Annotated in this window: 11 protein-coding genes and 1 pseudogene; 6 read left to right on the plus strand and 6 right to left on the minus strand. The window is 73.3% G+C overall.

All coding sequences use genetic code 11. The features are described from left to right. Positions 1 to 259 precede the first annotated feature (259 nt). Complete coding sequence (locus tag ACZ4RZ_RS07050) at positions 260 to 2,164, plus strand: phosphatidylglycerol lysyltransferase domain-containing protein (protein ID WP_467742796.1); 1,905 nt, start codon at positions 260 to 262, stop codon at positions 2,162 to 2,164. Here the strand turns inward: ACZ4RZ_RS07050 and tatA are convergent. The 3 genes and pseudogenes from tatA to ACZ4RZ_RS07065 all read right to left on the minus strand — a co-directional run. Beyond that, a pseudogene (gene tatA / locus ACZ4RZ_RS07055) lies at positions 2,064 to 2,285 on the minus strand (Sec-independent protein translocase subunit TatA); the annotation flags it as partial. The gene ACZ4RZ_RS07050 and the pseudogene tatA overlap by 101 nt on opposite strands. 90 nt (positions 2,286 to 2,375) lie before the next feature. Continuing rightward, positions 2,376 to 5,063: a magnesium-translocating P-type ATPase gene (gene mgtA / locus ACZ4RZ_RS07060; RefSeq protein ID WP_467742798.1), complete on the minus strand. Its 2,688-nt coding sequence runs from the start codon at positions 5,061 to 5,063 to the stop codon at positions 2,376 to 2,378. Then, positions 5,047 to 5,439 carry an ArsR/SmtB family transcription factor gene (locus ACZ4RZ_RS07065; RefSeq protein WP_467742800.1) on the minus strand — a complete coding sequence of 131 codons (393 nt, stop codon included), beginning with the start codon at positions 5,437 to 5,439 and terminating at the stop codon, positions 5,047 to 5,049. The genes mgtA and ACZ4RZ_RS07065 overlap by 17 nt, the downstream gene beginning before the upstream one ends. A gap of 229 nt (positions 5,440 to 5,668) precedes the next feature. Between ACZ4RZ_RS07065 and ACZ4RZ_RS07070 the strand changes: the two genes are divergently transcribed. Beyond that, positions 5,669 to 7,723, plus strand: coding sequence for a HEAT repeat domain-containing protein (locus ACZ4RZ_RS07070; protein WP_467742802.1), 2,055 nt, complete (start codon positions 5,669 to 5,671; stop codon positions 7,721 to 7,723). A gap of 673 nt (positions 7,724 to 8,396) precedes the next feature. Here ACZ4RZ_RS07070 and ACZ4RZ_RS07075 read toward each other — a convergent pair. Continuing rightward, the gene (locus tag ACZ4RZ_RS07075; RefSeq protein ID WP_467742804.1) at positions 8,397 to 8,975 is read right to left on the minus strand and encodes an Rv1733c family protein; all 579 of its coding nucleotides are present in this window, start codon (positions 8,973 to 8,975) and stop codon (positions 8,397 to 8,399) included. A gap of 270 nt (positions 8,976 to 9,245) precedes the next feature. Between ACZ4RZ_RS07075 and ACZ4RZ_RS07080 the strand changes: the two genes are divergently transcribed. The 4 genes from ACZ4RZ_RS07080 (at position 9,246) to ACZ4RZ_RS07095 (ending at position 13,263) form a co-directional block, all read left to right on the plus strand. Further along, the gene (locus ACZ4RZ_RS07080) at positions 9,246 to 10,331 is read left to right on the plus strand and encodes a WD40/YVTN/BNR-like repeat-containing protein (RefSeq protein ID WP_467742806.1); all 1,086 of its coding nucleotides are present in this window, start codon (positions 9,246 to 9,248) and stop codon (positions 10,329 to 10,331) included. Between the two features lie 181 nt (positions 10,332 to 10,512). Beyond that, a complete protein-coding gene (locus ACZ4RZ_RS07085; RefSeq protein WP_467742808.1) occupies positions 10,513 to 11,190 on the plus strand; it encodes a uracil-DNA glycosylase in 678 nt (225 codons plus the stop codon). Next, positions 11,187 to 12,173 (plus strand): N-acetylglucosamine kinase, encoded by a 987-nt coding sequence (locus ACZ4RZ_RS07090; RefSeq protein ID WP_467742810.1) that lies wholly within the window; start codon positions 11,187 to 11,189, stop codon positions 12,171 to 12,173. Before ACZ4RZ_RS07085 ends, ACZ4RZ_RS07090 begins: the two co-directional genes overlap by 4 nt. A 166-nt stretch (positions 12,174 to 12,339) precedes the next feature. Further along, the gene (locus ACZ4RZ_RS07095; protein WP_467742812.1) at positions 12,340 to 13,263 is read left to right on the plus strand and encodes a sirohydrochlorin chelatase; all 924 of its coding nucleotides are present in this window, start codon (positions 12,340 to 12,342) and stop codon (positions 13,261 to 13,263) included. Positions 13,264 to 13,349: 86 nt separating this feature from the next. On the opposite strand, the gene ACZ4RZ_RS07100 is transcribed toward ACZ4RZ_RS07095, so the two are convergent. Together ACZ4RZ_RS07100 and ACZ4RZ_RS07105 are read right to left on the minus strand one after the other, a co-directional pair. Beyond that, positions 13,350 to 14,396 (minus strand): lactonase family protein, encoded by a 1,047-nt coding sequence (locus ACZ4RZ_RS07100; protein ID WP_467742814.1) that lies wholly within the window; start codon positions 14,394 to 14,396, stop codon positions 13,350 to 13,352. A 329-nt stretch (positions 14,397 to 14,725) separates the two neighbouring features. Further along, the gene (locus ACZ4RZ_RS07105) at positions 14,726 to 16,099 is read right to left on the minus strand and encodes a nitric oxide synthase oxygenase (RefSeq protein ID WP_467742816.1); all 1,374 of its coding nucleotides are present in this window, start codon (positions 16,097 to 16,099) and stop codon (positions 14,726 to 14,728) included. Positions 16,100 to 16,206 lie beyond the last annotated feature (107 nt).

Consider the following 16,206-nt stretch of genomic DNA (forward strand, 5'->3'; position numbering starts at 1 on the left):
CCCACCCAAGCGGCTCCGACCTGCGGAAATATCGCCCTGAAGCAGCGACGCGGCGGGCACGGAAGTCGACATCGGGCGCGACTTCGCCGCACGGCGGCGCAATTGACCTGGCCCTTCGGTCAACCCACCGGCGCGGCAATTCTTACCGCCCCCTTACCCCCTGACCTCGCGATAACCCTCCTCTTCCCTACAACATGTAGGGTTCCCGCCTCTGTCCCCCACCGGTTCGCCCGGCCTCTCCCCAAGGTGATGCTCCACGGTGCCCGTACAACAGTCAGCGCTCCTCCCGGAACAGCGGAACCCGAAGTCGCGCCGGGCCGACCCGGCCGGACGACCGGCCGTCGGCACGCGCTTGCGGGCGGCCGCGTTCACCGTCTGGTATCTGCGGCTGCTCGCGCTGCTCAACATCGTCGCGGTGGTCTCGCTGCCGTTCCGCCAAGAGGTGAACAAGCACAACGGAGGTGGGTTCTTCACCCCGTATCTGGCCACCGCCGGGTTGATCTCGGCGGCGCTGGCCCTGTTCCTCGCCGTGGTGATGCGGCGCCGCAAACGGGCGGCGTGGATCTTCAACCTGCTGATGGCCGGACCCCTCTTCGCGCTGTACGCCGCGGCACTGACCCAGGAGCGGTATCAGCGGCACGGCTTCAACTGGATCTCGGCCCTGCTCACCGGCCTCTTCGTCGCCGCCCTCCTGCTCGGGCGCAAGGAGTTCCACGCCGTCGGGGACCGCTCCAACCCTCGACTGGCCCTGGCCGTCGGGGCCGGCGGGCTGCTGGTCAGCGCCACCCTCGGCACCCTGCTCGTGAGCGCCACCAATCACGTGACCGGGACACCGCTGAGCGACCGGATCGCGTACACGCTGTTGCGTGGGGTCAGCGTCGGCCCGCTCGCCGACCGCTTCGACAGCGTGGTCGCGCCCCGCTGGGTGGACGTCCTGATCAACGTTCTGATGGCCGCGACCTTCCTCCTGGTGCTGTACGCGTGCTTCCGCGCGCCGCGTGGCCGCGAACTCCTGGGCGAGGAGGACGAGTCGCGCCTGCGGGAACTGCTCGCCCGGCACGGCGAACGGGACTCACTCGGGTACTTCGCGCTGCGCCGGGACAAGGCGGTCATGTGGTCCCCGAGCGGCAAGGCGGCCATCGCCTACCGGGTCGTCGGCGGCGTGACCCTGGCCTCCGGCGACCCGATCGGCGACCCCGAGGCCTGGCCCGGCGCGATCGAGGAATGGCTCAAGGAGGCGCGCCGGCATGCCTGGACGCCCGCGGTGATGGGCGCGAGCGAGGAGGCCGGCACCATCTACGCCCGGCACGGCCTGGACGCCCTGGAACTCGGTGACGAAGCCATCGTGGACCGGGCCGACTTCACCCTGGAGGGGCGCGCGATGCGGGGCGTGCGGCAGGCGCACAACCGGGTACGCCGGGCCGGCTACACCGTGCGCATCCGGCGGCACGCGGATCTCACCGAGGCGGAGACGGCCACGTTGACCGACAAGGCGGACCACTGGCGCGACGGCGAGACCGAGCGCGGCTTCTCCATGGCGCTCGGACGGCTCGGCGACCCGGCCGACGGCCGCTGCGTCATGCTGGAGTGCCACGACGGCGAAGGCGAGCCACGGGCCGTGCTGAGCTTCGTGCCGTGGGGCGAGCGGGGGCTGTCTCTGGACCTGATGCGCCGCGACCGCGACTCCGAGAACGGCCTCATGGAGTTCATGGTCATCGAACTGCTGCTGCGCGCCCAGGAGATCGGCGTCGAGCGCGTGTCCCTGAACTTCGCCATGTTCCGGTCCGTCTTCGAACGCGGCACCCGGCTGGGCGCGGGACCCGTACTGCGCCTGTGGTGCTCGGTGCTGACATTCCTCTCGCGCTGGTGGCAGCTCGAGTCCCTCTACCGGGCCAACGCCAAATACCGGCCCGTCTGGGAACCGCGCTACATCCTCTTCGAGAAGAGCAGCGACCTCCCCCGCATCGGCATCACGGCAGCCCGCGCGGAGGGCTTCCTCGCCCCGCCCGCCCTGCCGCGTGCCAGGTTCAGTGTGCGGCGCCCGGGGCCTGTGTCGTCGGGTGCGGCGCGGCCGGCTCGGAAGCCGTCCGGGCAACCGGCGGTGTCACCCGCGGTGCCTCCGGCTCGGCGTTCTCGTCCTTCATCGCCTTCGCCTCGCTCTTGAGGATCCGCATCGACTTGCCGAGCGCGCGGGCGGTGTCCGGCAGCTTCTTCGAGCCGAACAGCACGACGAGCACGATCGCCACGATCAGCAGGTGCCAGGGTTCCAGTCCGTTGCGGAGCATCGCGCCCCCACCCTTCCTCGCATCGGTCGGAGGCGCGCCCGGTCGGCCGTCACCCCATGATGGTTGCTGCTTTGCGCAACTGTACAACCATCAGTTGGGTCCCCCGCCCGTCCCTGGCGCCTTCCGGGCGGCCGTGAGCGCGGCGGCGTACAGGGTGAGGACCGTGGCGAGGAGCAGGTAGTAGAGGACCGGCAGGGCGGTCATGCCGAGGAGGGGGCCGATTGGGGAGAGGGGCAGCAGCAGACCGGCGGTGGCCAGGGCGGCCGCGGCGCAGCCGACCGGACCCGGGAGCCGACCGTTCCGGGCCGTACCGCGGCCGATGCGCAGGAGCAGCATGACCAGGGCCTGGGTCATCAGGTTCTCGGTGAACCAGCCGGAGTGGAACACCGTGGCGTCGTCCATGGTGTCCGGCCCGTTCAGGGCGAGCGCGAGAATCCCGAAAGTGGCCAAGTCGGCGACGACGTTGAGCGCGCCGAAGCCCGTGATGAAGCGCAGGAAGGCGCGTGGCCGCAGCACGGTGGGGCGGCGCAGCGCGTCCGGGTGCGGACGGTCGTACGCGAAGGCGAGCTGTGCCGCGTCGAAGCACAGGTTCTGCGCCAGGACCTGCGCCGGAAGCATCGGCAGGAAGGGCAACAGCAGGCCCGCGGCGAGCATCGCGATGACATTGCCGAGGTTGGAGGAGAGCGTGCTGCGCAGATACGTGGCGATGGTGACGCTGCTGCGCCGTCCGGCCATGACCGCGTGCTCGATCGCGGTGAGGTCCTTTTCGGCGAGGACCACGTCGGCGCTCTCCCGGGCCACGTCCACGGCATCGCGCGGAGCGATCCCGACGTCGGCGGCGCGCAGCGCGGGCAGGTCGTTGACGCCGTCGCCGAGGAAGCCCACGGTGTGCCCGTCGGCCCGCAGGACGGCGGCGATCCGGGCCTTGTGCTCCGGGGTGCAGCGGGCGAAGACGGTCCTGCGGCGGACGGTTGCGGCCAGTTCGGCGTCGGTGAGGGCCTCGACGCGGTCGGCCGACACCGGCTCACCTGGGTCGAGTCGCAGGTCGCGGCAGGCGCGGGCCGCCGTGCCGGGGTGGTCGCCGGTGAGAATCTTGACGGTGATGCCCCGTTCCTCGAGGGCCTTCAGCGCGTCGGCGGCGGTCGGGGTGAGCGCGTCGCGGAAGGTGAGGAAGCCGCGGAAGGTCAGGCCGCGTTCGTCGGCGGGTGTGTAGTCGCGGCTACGGGCCGGGCGTTCGGCGGTGGCGACCGCGAGCACCCTCAGTCCGTCGTCGGCCTCGCGTGCGGCGAGGCCGAGCAGGCGCTCCCGTTCGGCCTCCTTCAGTACGCACCTCTCCAGTACGTCCTCGACGGCGCCTTTGACCACGAGGGTGTGGACGCCGGGCCTGCGCGGGTGGCGCACGACGGACGTGGCGAGGCGGCGCACCGGGTCGAAGGGCAGTGCCGCCACCCCGTCGTCCGGTTCGTGCTCCGGGGCGGTCGCGTCCAGAATCGCCTCGTCGAGGGCGTCCGGCGCGGGCAGTTCGGCCAGCTGGAGGGTCCACCAGGAATTGACGGCGGCCCAACGCAGCACATCGGGGTCGTCCCGCCCCTCTCCGTCCAGGGCCCGGTGGACGACCGGCCGGTCCTGGGTGAGGGTGCCGGTCTTGTCCAGGCACAGCACGTCGACCGCACCGAGGTCGTGCAGCGCGGGCAGCCTTTTGACGATCACCTTGTGCGTACGGGCCAGCCGTGAGGCGCCGCGCGCCAGACACATGGTGACGATGACCGGCAGCATCTCGGGCGTCAGTCCGACCGCCACCGCGACGGCGAACGGCAAGGTCTCCACGCCCCGCCCGCGCAGCGCCGCGTTGGCCATCAGCACCAACGGCGGCGTGAGCAGCATGAACCGGATGAGCACCCAGGAGATGCCGTGCACGGAACGGTCGAACGCGCCGGCACGGGCGTTGGCGCTGGGCTCGCGATGCCCGGGCGAGCCGCTGGTGGCCGGGCCGCCGTAGGCCGAGGCGAGTCTCGTCCGTGGCCCGGTCGCGAGCACGACCGCCGTTCCGCCGCCGGTGGCCACGCCGCTGCCCTGGAAGCAGAGCTGGCGCTGCGCGAAGAACCCGTCGTGCGAAGGGTCCGACGGGTTCCACGGGTCAGGGTCGTCGACCGCTGCCTTGGCGGCCGCCGTCGACTCTCCCGTCAGCGGGGCCTGCCGCACGGTCAGCCCGCTCGCGCGCAGCAGCCGTACGTCGGCGGGGACCAGATCCCCGGGGCCGAGCCGAATCACATCGCCCGGCACCAGCTCGCCGACCGGGACGTCCCGAACCCGCGGCAGCCCGTCGGGGTCGGGGCGCCGCAGCGCGGTCGCGGTGCCGGCGACCAGCTCGCGCAGCCCTGCCATGGACCGGTCGGCCCGGTGCTCGCCGGACGCGCGCAGCGCGCAACTGACCACGACCAGACACAGGATGACGCATGCCGTCCCCCAGGCCGTCACGGCCGTCGACACCAGCCCGAGGCAGAGCAGCACCGCGGTGAAGGGGTCGCGCAGGCCATGGACGAACAGGCGCGGCCACGACTGCTTCCGCCGGTCCGGAACCGTGTTCGCGCCGAAGCGGTCAAGCCGCTCGGCCGCCTCGGCCTCGGTCAGTCCGCGCGGACCGGTGTCCAGGTGCCGCAGCACCTGAAGCGAGGTCAGCGCGGTGAGGTCCCGATGTGCCTCTTCGGCGGGCGACGCGCTCCCCCGCGGGTACTGCTGCCCGATCGGCGTCGTGGCGGTCTCAGACGCCAAGGCCACGGATGCGGCGCGCGGACCCCTGCGCGGCGCGGTCGTCACGGCCGGTGGGATCGGCGCGGTCCGCGCGGTCCGTCAACTGGCCGACCATGAGCCGTACGACCGTCACCACGTCCGGGTCGTCGACGAAGTAGACCTGCCGTCGGCCCTCGCGCCTGGACCGTACGAGACCGGCCAGTTTCAGCTTGGTCAGATGCTGGCTCACCGCGGGCAGCGCCCCGCCGACCCGCTCCGCGAGCCCGGTCACATCGCTCTCGCCCTGCGCCAGCGCCCAGACGATGTGCAGCCGCGCCGAGGACGCGAGCAGCCCGAAGGCCGCGGCCGCCTCCGCCAGCACCTCGGCGGACGGATCCTCGAAGCCGCCGACCTCTGCCGCCACCGCTCTGTCCTCCCGTCGCGCCGCCCCGGCCGTCCGGCCGACCCAACTGTCTCGTACGACCCGACCGTCTCGTACGACCGACTGTCTCGTACGACCGACCGTCTCGTTTCGACCGACCGTCCCGGCTGAATCGCCCCAGTCTAGGTTGCCGCCGACAGCGTCCGGGGCGTCACTGTCAGTGCCGTGGTGCACACTCGCGATCAGTTGCCTTACGCCTGGGGAGGACACCGTGTTCACGGGGATCGACGAGGTCGACTGGGCCTCGATGCAGCATGCCTACGGAAGTGCGGAGGACGTGCCGGAGTTGCTGCGGGGACTGGCCTCGCCGTGCCCGCAGGAGCGGGAGACCGCCCTCGACGGGATGTACGGGGCCGTCCACCACCAGGGCGATGTGTACGACTCGACGCTCGCGTCCATCCCGTTCCTGTTCGCGCTCGTCGCACACGCCGAACTCCCCGACCGGGGCGGCATCGTGGAGCTGCTCGTCAGCATCGGCGGAGGGGACGCCGCGGGCAACTTCCCCCACGGCGAGGACGACGTCGTGATCGACGCCGACGCGGAGGACGGTGCCGACGACAACTACGCGATGGCACGGACCGCGATACGGGCGGGCGCCACCGCCTTCGTCGAACTGGTCGCGGACCAGGATCCGGAGGTTCGCCGCGCGGTGCCGAGCGCGCTCGTACGGTTTCTGGACGAACCGGCACGCGTGCTCGGCCTGTTGAGGGAGCGACTCGACGCCGAGCAGGAGGGCCGCGTCCGGCTCGCGCTGGCCGAGGGCCTCGGCCTGTTCGCGCGGCTGCACACCGAGTCCGCCGCTCCGGCGGTGGACTGCCTGGTGACGCTCTGCGCCGCCCCGGACGATCCGGGACTGCGGCTGGCCGCGCTGGGCCAGCTCGCCGGCTGCGCACCCGATCGCCTGCCGGCCGACCTCGTGCCGACCGTCATCGCCCTTCTGCGGGCCCGATCACGGCGCCCCCGGGTGCCGGACCAGCCCGAACGCCCCGACACCGACACGCTCATCGGCCATCTGCGGCGGCTTCGCCCCGAGGACGAGGAGGGCTCCCAGCTGCTACGGACGCTCCACTCGGGGCTCGGCGGCCGCACCGCCGACCGGATCGTCCTGCTCAAGGGGCAGTTGACCAGCGGGGATCCGGCCGACCGGCGCAATGCGGTCTGGATGTCCGCGGGGCTGTTCCGCGAATGGCGCGCCGACTACGCGGAACCGGTCGCCCTCATCGGCGAGCAACTCGCCTCGGACGAGGAGCGGTTGCGCGATGCCGCGGTGTCCGTCCTGGAGTCCCTCTTCACTCTGGCGGCCCCGGCCGCCGACCGCCTCGCCACTCTCGTGGAGGCGACCCCGGAGTCATGGGGGCGCGGGACGCCGACGCTGGGCCGCCCGCTGAAGGCCTTGGCCAGAGCGGGGGATCCCCGGGCGGTACCCGCGCTGGCCCAGGTGCTGGCAGAGCCCGTCGTGCCGAACGACGTCGGCTACGCGATCGAGTACCTGGGCCCGGCGGGCGAACAGCTGGCCCCGCTGCTGCGGGAGCGGCTCCGCGACGTCCCCCTCGACTCCCCGGAGACGTATGACCGGGCGGCGCCCCTGCTGGTCGCGCTGGGCAGGTTGCGGTACGACGCCGCCCTACCGGAGGTGCTGCGACTCCTGCACGGCATGCCGCGCGAACTGCGGCGCCGCGACTGGCTCGTACAGGCGCTCGCCCGGACGCTCGGGACGTTCGGGGCGGGCGGGCATCCGGCGGTACCGGCGCTGCGCGAGCTGCTGGACAGCGACTGTGCCGTCACGGCGGCCGATGCGCTCTGGTCGGTGGCGGGGGATGCCGACGCCGTACTTCCCGTGCTGTTGAGGGAGTTGGCGGCGGAGCGGGCGCCGGCCGGTCACCCCCGGGCCGCCGCCGAAGCGCTCGGCCGCCTGGGGCCGTTGGCCGCCCCCGCGCTCCCGGGACTGCACCGCTTGGCCGCCTCCACCGAGGTGTGGGAGCGGACAGCCGCCGCGTGCGCGCTGTGGGACATCGCCCGGGATCCGGAGCCGGTCCTCCCGGTGCTCCGCTCCGCCTGGCGGCAGAACGCGTACACCCGCGGCACCATCGCCACGTGCCTCGCCCGGATGGGCAGCGCGGCCGCCCCCGCCCGGGATCTGGCCCAGGCGGAACTCACCGCCCCACGACGGCACCGGGCACGTTCCGGCGTATACGGCAGCCACGACATTCTTGAGGACGAATCGCTCCTGCACACCTGCCGCGCGGCGCTGGATGCCATGCGGTAGGCACGGCTCGGGGCCACTGCGACCGGCTTATCGCGACGTCGCGGGGCGGGCGCCCGCACACCGGGCATCACTCGCTGCTCCCGTGACATCACGATCGGAACTCGCACATGCGGCACAGCCGCCCCCGCGGGCGTATGGCGCAGACACGCCTGCGCGTCCGGTGCCGTGGACGCGCAGACGCGGTGCGGCACAGCGCGGGCCTGCGCTCAGATGCGCCGCACGGAAGAGGCCGAGTACCCGCCTTCGTGTCGGGTACCTGCGCCTCGACGACGTCTTCCGCGTGCGACGGGGGTCCGTCGTGGTGCCGGAGTCTCCCTCGTACGACGGGGTCGATCGAAGGGCCTGACTCTCCCCCGTACGACGAGGTCGATCGAAGGGCCTGACTCTCCCCGTGCGACGGGGGTCGCTCCCGGTGCCCAAGCGGTCCCGCGGTGGTGGTTTCTCCCTGCTCCCCGGGTGCCCCGGGCTCCTGCGCTCTGCGGCGGTTCTCCGAGGCCGGAGGCCGGGTCGGCGGCCGGCGGGCCGGAGTGAGCGAAGGCGCCGCAGACGGTGCTCTCCGTCGTCCACCCCACAGCGTCGCGCTGCGAGGCCGGGCGGGGGCACGGGCCGACCGGCCCTGCCGAGGGCCCGTCGGCCCGCGACAGGAACCGGCACGGGCGTGACGGACACCCCCTCAGCTAGTCATTCGTCCCCACATGGGCCCGACCCGCTCCCACTCCTCGTCCCACCGCTCCATACGTCGCCGTTCCAGCCGGCCACGGAGGAGCCGTCCACCGACGAAGGGCACGCCCGCGGCGCTCACGCCGACCAGGACGCCGACCAGGGAGGCCCGCAGCTGGGCCTGAGAGGCGGTGGCGGGCCTGGTGACGAGGCGGCCGTGGGGGTCGGTCCACACGGTGACCGAGGTCCCCGCGGTGGTACCGGCGAACACCCTCGCCTGGCCCGCGTGCGGCGACCCGTCCGCCGCGGTCCAGCGCACCTTCGCCCAGACGAGGTCGCCGCCGGTCTCCGTGGCGCTCGCATCGGGCGCGTCCTCGGTGAGCAGGGCCGGGACGGAGCGCCACTCGGCGCGCTGCTGGGCGAGACCGTGCTCCACGGTCTGCGTGGCCGCGAGCCCCGCGACCAGGCCGCCGAGCAGGGTGAGCGCCCAGGCGACGAGCACGATCCAGGCCTCCAGGGCATCACTGCGTCGCCGCAGCGGGTTGCGCCGCCACCGCCACAGCCAGACCTTCGGACCACGGAATGCCGCCATCAATGGCATCCTCCTCACAACCGCGCCGACACGCCACATCTCCCTCCCATACGCGCTCGGGCCGCCCGATGCTCACGCCGCACCCGCGGCTCCTCCGCCCCAGCTGCCCCGGCGCCGCGCGGCCGAGCCCGGCGACGACGGGCGAGAAGCCCGACCGGGGTCCGACACCACCGCCCTGACCTGTGAGAATGCCGCGAGCGGGGATGACTGTCAGTGGCTGGGTGCAGACTGGCCCGTGTCTGAGACAACGACGTCGCGGAGGTGGTCGGCATGGCCGACGTACTGCTCACCGTAGGCACCCGCAAGGGCCTCTTCATCGGGCGACGGCGCGGCGGCGCCTGGGAGTTCGACGAGAGTCCGTACTTCAACGCGCAGGCCGTGTACTCGGTCGCGATCGACACCCGGGGCGAGAGGCCGCGGCTGCTGGCCGGAGGGGACAGCGCGCACTGGGGCCCGTCCGTCTTCCACTCCGACGACCTGGGCCGGACGTGGACCGAACCGTCCCGGCCCGCCGTCAAGTTCCCCAAGGACACCGGCGCTTCTTTGGAGCGCGTGTGGCAGTTGCACCCGGCGGCCGCCGAACCGGACGTGGTGTACGCGGGCACGGAGCCGGCCGCGCTGTACCGCTCGGAGGACCGGGGCGAGTCCTTCGAGCTGATCCGTCCGCTGTGGGAGCACCCCACCCGCTCGCAGTGGGTGCCGGGCGGCGGCGGAGAGGGGCTGCACACCATCCTTACCGACCCGCGCGACCCGCGCGCCGTGACGGTCGCCGTCTCCACGGCCGGGGTGTTCCGGACCGACGACGGCGGCGCGAGCTGGGCTCCCTCCAACTCTGGTGTCTCCGCGGTGTTCCTGCCGGATCCGAACCCGGAGTTCGGCCAGTGCGTGCACAAGATCGCGCAGGACCCGGTGACTCCGGACAGGCTGTATCTGCAGAACCACTGGGGGGTGTACCGCAGCGACGACGCGGGCGGGCAGTGGACCGACATCGGCGACGGCCTGCCGTCCACGTTCGGGTTCGCGGCGGCGGCGCATCCGCATCGCGGCGACACGGCGTACGTCTTCCCGATCAACGCCGACGCGGACCGTGTCCCGGCAGGCCGACGATGTCGTGTCTACCGCACGGCGGACGCCGGCAAGAGCTGGGAGCCGCTGACGGCGGGGCTGCCCGCCGAGGACCACTACGGCACCGTGCTGCGCGACGCGCTGTGCACGGACGGCGCGGACCCGGCGGGCGTGTACTTCGGCAACCGCAACGGCGAGGTGTACGCGTCGTCCGACGACGGCGACAGCTGGCGGCAGCTGGCCTCGCACCTGCCGGACGTGCTGTGCGTACGCGCCGCGGTCATGGCCTGAGGTCCGCAAGACGCGACCGGACCATGCCGGCCCCACCGAACCCTTCGGGAGGCTCCAACGGAGCATGAAGCAGCGCACCTTGTCCCGGGGGCACCCGGTTCGGCAAGGGATCGGTCATCCTCGGTCGCCGGACGGCCACCGGGTTGATCTCCGCCGCATGTACGGCAGTAGGGTGACGCCCGTGGCACCACGACCGTTGCATGAAATCGTCGAACCGGGCTGGGCGAAAGCCCTGGAACCCGTCGCCGGACGGATCGCCGAGATGGGCGACTTCCTGCGCGCGGAGATCGCCGCGGGACGCACCTACCTCCCGGCGGGGGCGAATGTCCTGCGGGCCTTCCAGCAGCCCTTCGACGAGGTACGCGTCCTCATCGTCGGGCAGGATCCGTATCCGACACCGGGGCACGCGGTGGGCCTGTCGTTCTCGGTCGCGCCGGATGTCCGTCCGCTGCCCGGCAGCCTGATCAACATCTTCCGCGAGCTCAGCGCCGACCTGGGGCTGTCCCAGCCGTCCAACGGCGATCTCACCCCGTGGACCGAGCAGGGCGTGCTGCTGCTCAACAGAGCGCTCACCACCGCTCCGCGCAGCCCGGCCGCGCATCGCGGCAAGGGCTGGGAGGAGGTCACCGAGCAGGCGATCCGGGCGCTGGCCGCGCGAGGCCGTCCGCTGGTGTCGGTCCTGTGGGGCCGCGACGCCCGCAATCTGCGCCCCCTTCTCGGCGACCTGCCCTCGGTGGAGTCCGCGCACCCCTCGCCCATGTCGGCGGACCGCGGATTCTTCGGTTCCCGCCCCTTCAGCCGCGCCAACGACCTGCTCGCCAGGCAGGGAGCGGAGCCGGTGGACTGGCGCCTGCCGTGACCTCCGGCGGCGTGCTGCCAGGTGTGCTGGCCGTGGACTCGGGAGGGTCGGGGCTGCGCGCGGTGCTCGCCGTGCGGGGGGAGCCCTTCGGTGCTCCCCTGGCCTCGAAGGAACCGGTCCGTACGGGCCCGCGCGGCATCGACGCCGAACATCTGCTGGCGCAACTGCTGCCGATGGCACGGCAGTTGATGGCGGAGGCGGGGATCGACGGGCTCGGGGCCGTCGCCGTCGGCGCGGCGGGACTGGCCACGCTCGGCGACGAGCTGCGCGCCGAGCTGCCGTCGGCACTGGAGCGTGAACTCGGCGTGCGTCGCCTCGCGTTGGCCGCCGACGCGGTGACCGCGTACGCGGGTGCGCTCGGCCACCGGCCGGGCGCGGTGATCGCCGCGGGCACCGGCATGATCGCCATCGGAACCGATCTGACGAGCTGGCGCAGGGCCGACGGATGGGGCCATCTGCTCGGCGACTGCGGCGGCGGGGCGTGGATCGGCCGCGCGGGCCTGGAGGCGGCACTGCGAGCCTTCGACGGGCGCCGGGGTGGTTCGGCGGCGCTGCTGGAGCGCGCGGAGGAGATGTTCGGCCCGGTGTCGGACCTGCCGGGCAAGCTGTACCCGCGCACCGACCGGCCCGCCGTTCTCGCCTCCTTCGCCCCCGAGGTGGCCGCCTGCGCCGGGAGCGACCCGGTGGCGGCGGACGTCCTGCGCGCGGCCGCCCGGCACATGGCCGAGTCGGCGGCCGCGGTCTGCCCGGCCGGTGGCCAGGCCCAAGTCGCCTTCACCGGGGGTCTGTTCAAGATGGGCGACGCTCTGCTCGTACCCCTGGGTGAGGAGCTGGCGGAGCGACTGCCGCACGCCCGGCAGGTGCCGGCCGCCGGTGATCCGGTGGACGGCGCCCTGCGGATCGCCGTCGACCTCGCCAACGGCGAGCTCGTACTCCCCCGTGACCAGCGGATGTTGTGCGTAGTGACCGAAAAGACGGATTGATCCGCCCTGTCGCACAAGTGCAGTTGGCGCACCTCGCAGACGGATGGTCCGTCCATACTGATCACTTCTGATCCTTACGTAACTCATCAGACAAAAGCGGACGGATACCGCTCACCTGCACCCTCCCCGAACAGGGGAGCCCAAGAAGCCAGTAACATGCGGCGCCATGAGCTCCCCCACTGGGCCCGCGTCCGGCCTGCCAGTACGAATGCCGCGACCCCGCCAGCCCGGGCGGCACCGCCGCCCGGAACCCCTGGCGGCTCCCGAGGGCGCGCCCGCGCTCGTCCTCGCGGTGCCGGGCACCCCCAGCGCGGCCACGCGCAGCCTCGCCGAGGAGGTCGTGAGCATCGCGCGCTCCGAGCTGCCCGGCCTCGACGCCCGGATCGGGTACCTCGACGGGGACGACGCCGAGTTCCCCACGCTGCAGTCCGTGCTGACGCACGCCGCCGAGGAGCGGGTCGCGCGCTTCGAACAGGCCCGCGCCGCCGGCGCTGACGTGACCGAGCCCGACGGCCCCGTCGCCATCGTGGTGCCGCTGCTCGCCGGCCCGGACAACGCGCTGCTGCGCCGGGTCCGCCAGGCCGTCATGGACAGCCGTGTCGCGGCCGATCTGACCGATGTGCTCGGCCCGCACCCGCTGCTCGCCGAGGCACTGCACGTGCGCCTGTCCGAGGCGGGTCTGGCCCGCGCCGACCGCGCCCGGCTGTTCACCGTGGCGACCGCCGCGGACGGCATCATCCTCGCCTCCGTGGGCGGCGAGGAGGCCGTGCAGGCGGCCGGGATCACCGGCATGCTGCTCGCCGCGCGGCTCGCCGTGCCGGTGATGGCGGCGGCGCTCGACGAGGAGGGCGCGATCGCGGCCACCGCCGAGCAGCTGCGCGGCTCGGGCTCCCAGCAGCTCGCGCTCGCGCCGTACCTGATCGGTCCGGAGCTCGACGCGGGCCTGCTCGACGCGGCCGCCAAGGAGGCGGGCTGCTCCGCCGCCGAGGCGCTCGGCCCCTACCCGGCGATCGGCAAGCTCGCGCTGGCCAAGTACACGACGGCGCTGGGCATCGCCCCGCAGCAGTCGCAGAGCACGCCGGTCCGCTAGCCGTCCGGCACATCGGTACCAGTACGCCGCCGGGGCCCGCTCCTACGAGAGGAGCGGGCCCCGGCGGCGTACGACGCGGGCCCAGGTCAGCCGAAGACCACGCAGGAGGCGGCGGGAGCCTCTACCGAGCCGCCCCGTCGCGGCATGCCCGTGTCCGGGTCGACCACGAACCAGGTCACGTCGCCGGAGCGCTCGTTCGCGGCGTACAGGTAGCGGCCCGAGGGCTCGAGGGCCAGCGCGCGCGGCCAGGTGCCGCCGCAGGGCACCGTGGCGATCAGCCGCAGCCCCTCGCCGACCGCGTCGGGCGTGAGCACGGAGACGACGTCCTGGCCCCGTGTGGCGGTCCATACGAAACGGCCGTCGGGCGACACGACGATGCCCGAGGGGTACGCGTCGCCCTTCGGGACGCCCGACAGCACCGGTGTCTCGCCGACCGGACGCAGCCCGCCCTCGGTGGCGTCCCAGCGGCAGACGGTGACGGTGGGCGCGAGTTCGTTGAGTACGTACGCGTGTTCGCCGCGCGGGTGGAAGGCGAGGTGGCGGGGCCCGGAGCCGGGGCGCAGCGCGATTTCCCGGTGCAGCGTGAGCGTTCCGCCGTCCAGCGCGCAGACGCGTACGGAGTCCGTGCCGAGGTCGACGCTCACCGCCCAGCGGCCGCTCGGGTCGGGCTGCACCTGATGGGCGTGCGGCCCCTGCTGGCGCGGGGAGTGCGGGCCCGAGCCGCTGTGCTGGAGCACGCTGGAAGCGGCGCCCGCGAGCCCGCCGCCGGGGCGGACGGGCACGGCGGTGACGCTGCCGGAGCCGTAGTTGGCGGTCAGAACGTGTCCGGCGAAGACGCTGAGGTGCGTGGGACCGCTGCCACCGACCGGCACGGGCGGCCCGGTCAGCTCCGGCTTGTCGCCGTGCACACGGTAGGCCGCCAGCGCGCCGTCGGCCGTCTCGCTGACCGCGTAGAGCATGTCCCGCGCGGGCGACAGGGCGAGGTACGAGGGGTCGGGAACGCCGTCCACCGTGCTCAGGACGGTCAGCGCGCCGCTGCCCGGGTCCACGGCCGCGGTGAGCACGCCGAGGCCTCCCGCCGCCGTGAACGATCCGATGAACGCCCGTTGTTGCCGCCTGCCGCCGTCTGCCACTGCCGACCCCTCTCGGTCCCGCGCCCTTCGGGGCGACGGTAGCAGTCGAAGATCGGCGGTCTAGACCAAGGCGGCGATCCGGGGACGGCGTCCTGGAGCGGCGTACCAGGGCCTGTCCGGCGGATCAGGTCGGAGGGGAGCTGCGGCGCCTCATAAGCGCAGGTGAGCGGGTCCTGGTGCGTCCAGCCGCAAGGCGGAGGAGGGCGACGACGCGATGGGGGCCCCCTGTTCGAGCGAAGCCGAGAACTTGGGGGAGTCGGCAAGCGACGACAACGCCGCAGACGGGCGTGCCGGGACCCGCGTCTCCGACACGCTCCGCCGGACAGGTTCTAGAACAGGGCCGCGCCCCGCGCCCGTTCGAGTGCCTCCGGATGGTGGACGTACGCGGGGCGCCGCTCCACGGCCTCGTACGTGCGGTGGAAGACGGGCGTGGCGCTGCCGGAGATGGGCGGCACGATCCACGACCAGTCCGCGCCGACCCTGCGGCCCTTGCGCTCCTCGCGGCCGAGGTGGGCGAGGAAGCGCCGGGACTCGGTGTGGTGGTCGGTGACCGTGACGCCGTCGCGGTCGAAGGAGTGCAGGACGGAGCGGTTGAGTTCGACGAGCGCGCGGTCCTTCCACAGGGAGCGGTCGGTGCGGGTGTCGAGGCCGAGGCGTTCGGCGATGTACTGCAGGAGGTCGTAGCGATCGGTGTCGGCGAGGTTGCGGGCGCCGATCTCCGTGCCCATGTACCAGCCGTTGAACGGGGCCGCCGGGTAGCAGATGCCGCCGATCTCCAGGCACATGTTGGCGAGCGCGGGGACCGCGTGCCAGCGCAGTCCGAGCGCGTGCCACCAGGTGTATTCGGGGTGCGCGAGCTCCACTTCGAGCACCGCGTCGGCCGGCAGCGCGAACCAGCGGGGTTTGTCGTCGGCGCCCTGGATCACCAGCGGCAGTACGTCGAAGGGGGTGCCCGCGCCGCCGGGCCAGCCGAGCCGCTGGGCGAGCGCGGTGAGGCCCGCGTTGCGCGGGTCGCCGGTCACGCCGCCGTCCGGGCGTGCGTAGCCCGCGTACCGGACGAGCTGTTCGTTCCAGATCCTGGGGCCGGGCCGGCCCGGCGCGTCCGGCGCGAAGACCGTGATGAGCGCCCGGATCCGGCCGTCGCGGGTCGCCTCCCGCAGATGGTCCGCCGACTCCTCCGCTACGTCCTCCGCGGCCCGCACGTACCTGCGGTCCCGCACGCACAGGGAGTGCCAATACAGCCGTCCTATGCACCGGTTGGCGTTGCGCCACGCGACGCGGGCGCCGAAGGCGAGTTCCTCCGTGGTGTGCCGATACGTCCCCGTGTCCGCGATCTCCGCGCGGACGGCGGCGATCCGGCGGGCCGGGTCGCCGAGGCGCTCCTCGGTGTGGTGGAGGGCGAGAAACTCGGTGGCGGCGCGCTGGAGTTCGTAGGGCGCGGGCACGGATCCGGCGGAGACCTCGCCGTGAGCCGCGGGGGAACCACCGCCGATCAGCCGTCCCGTGAGGCCCGGGGTCCGGGTCACGGTGTCGGCGCCGACCTGCGCGTACGGTGCGCTCGGGGCCGTACCGTCCCGTCTGCGGCCGGCCGGAACCCGGTCCAGCCAGCCGCCCGGACCGTCGCCCCCGAAGACCGGGCACCCCGCATTTCCGTCGCCGGCCCAGCGCTCTGCGTGTCCGGTTCTGCGAGGGAAGTCCCGCATGGTGCCACCCCTAAGCGGATCGGCCCGCGGGCCGATCCCGCACGGTCCGCGGGCTCCGTGCGTCTGATAGCCGCGGGGTTACCCGGCAGGTGCGGTGATCCACCCTC

It is taken from the genome of Streptomyces sp. NPDC027189 (assembly GCF_055566975.1).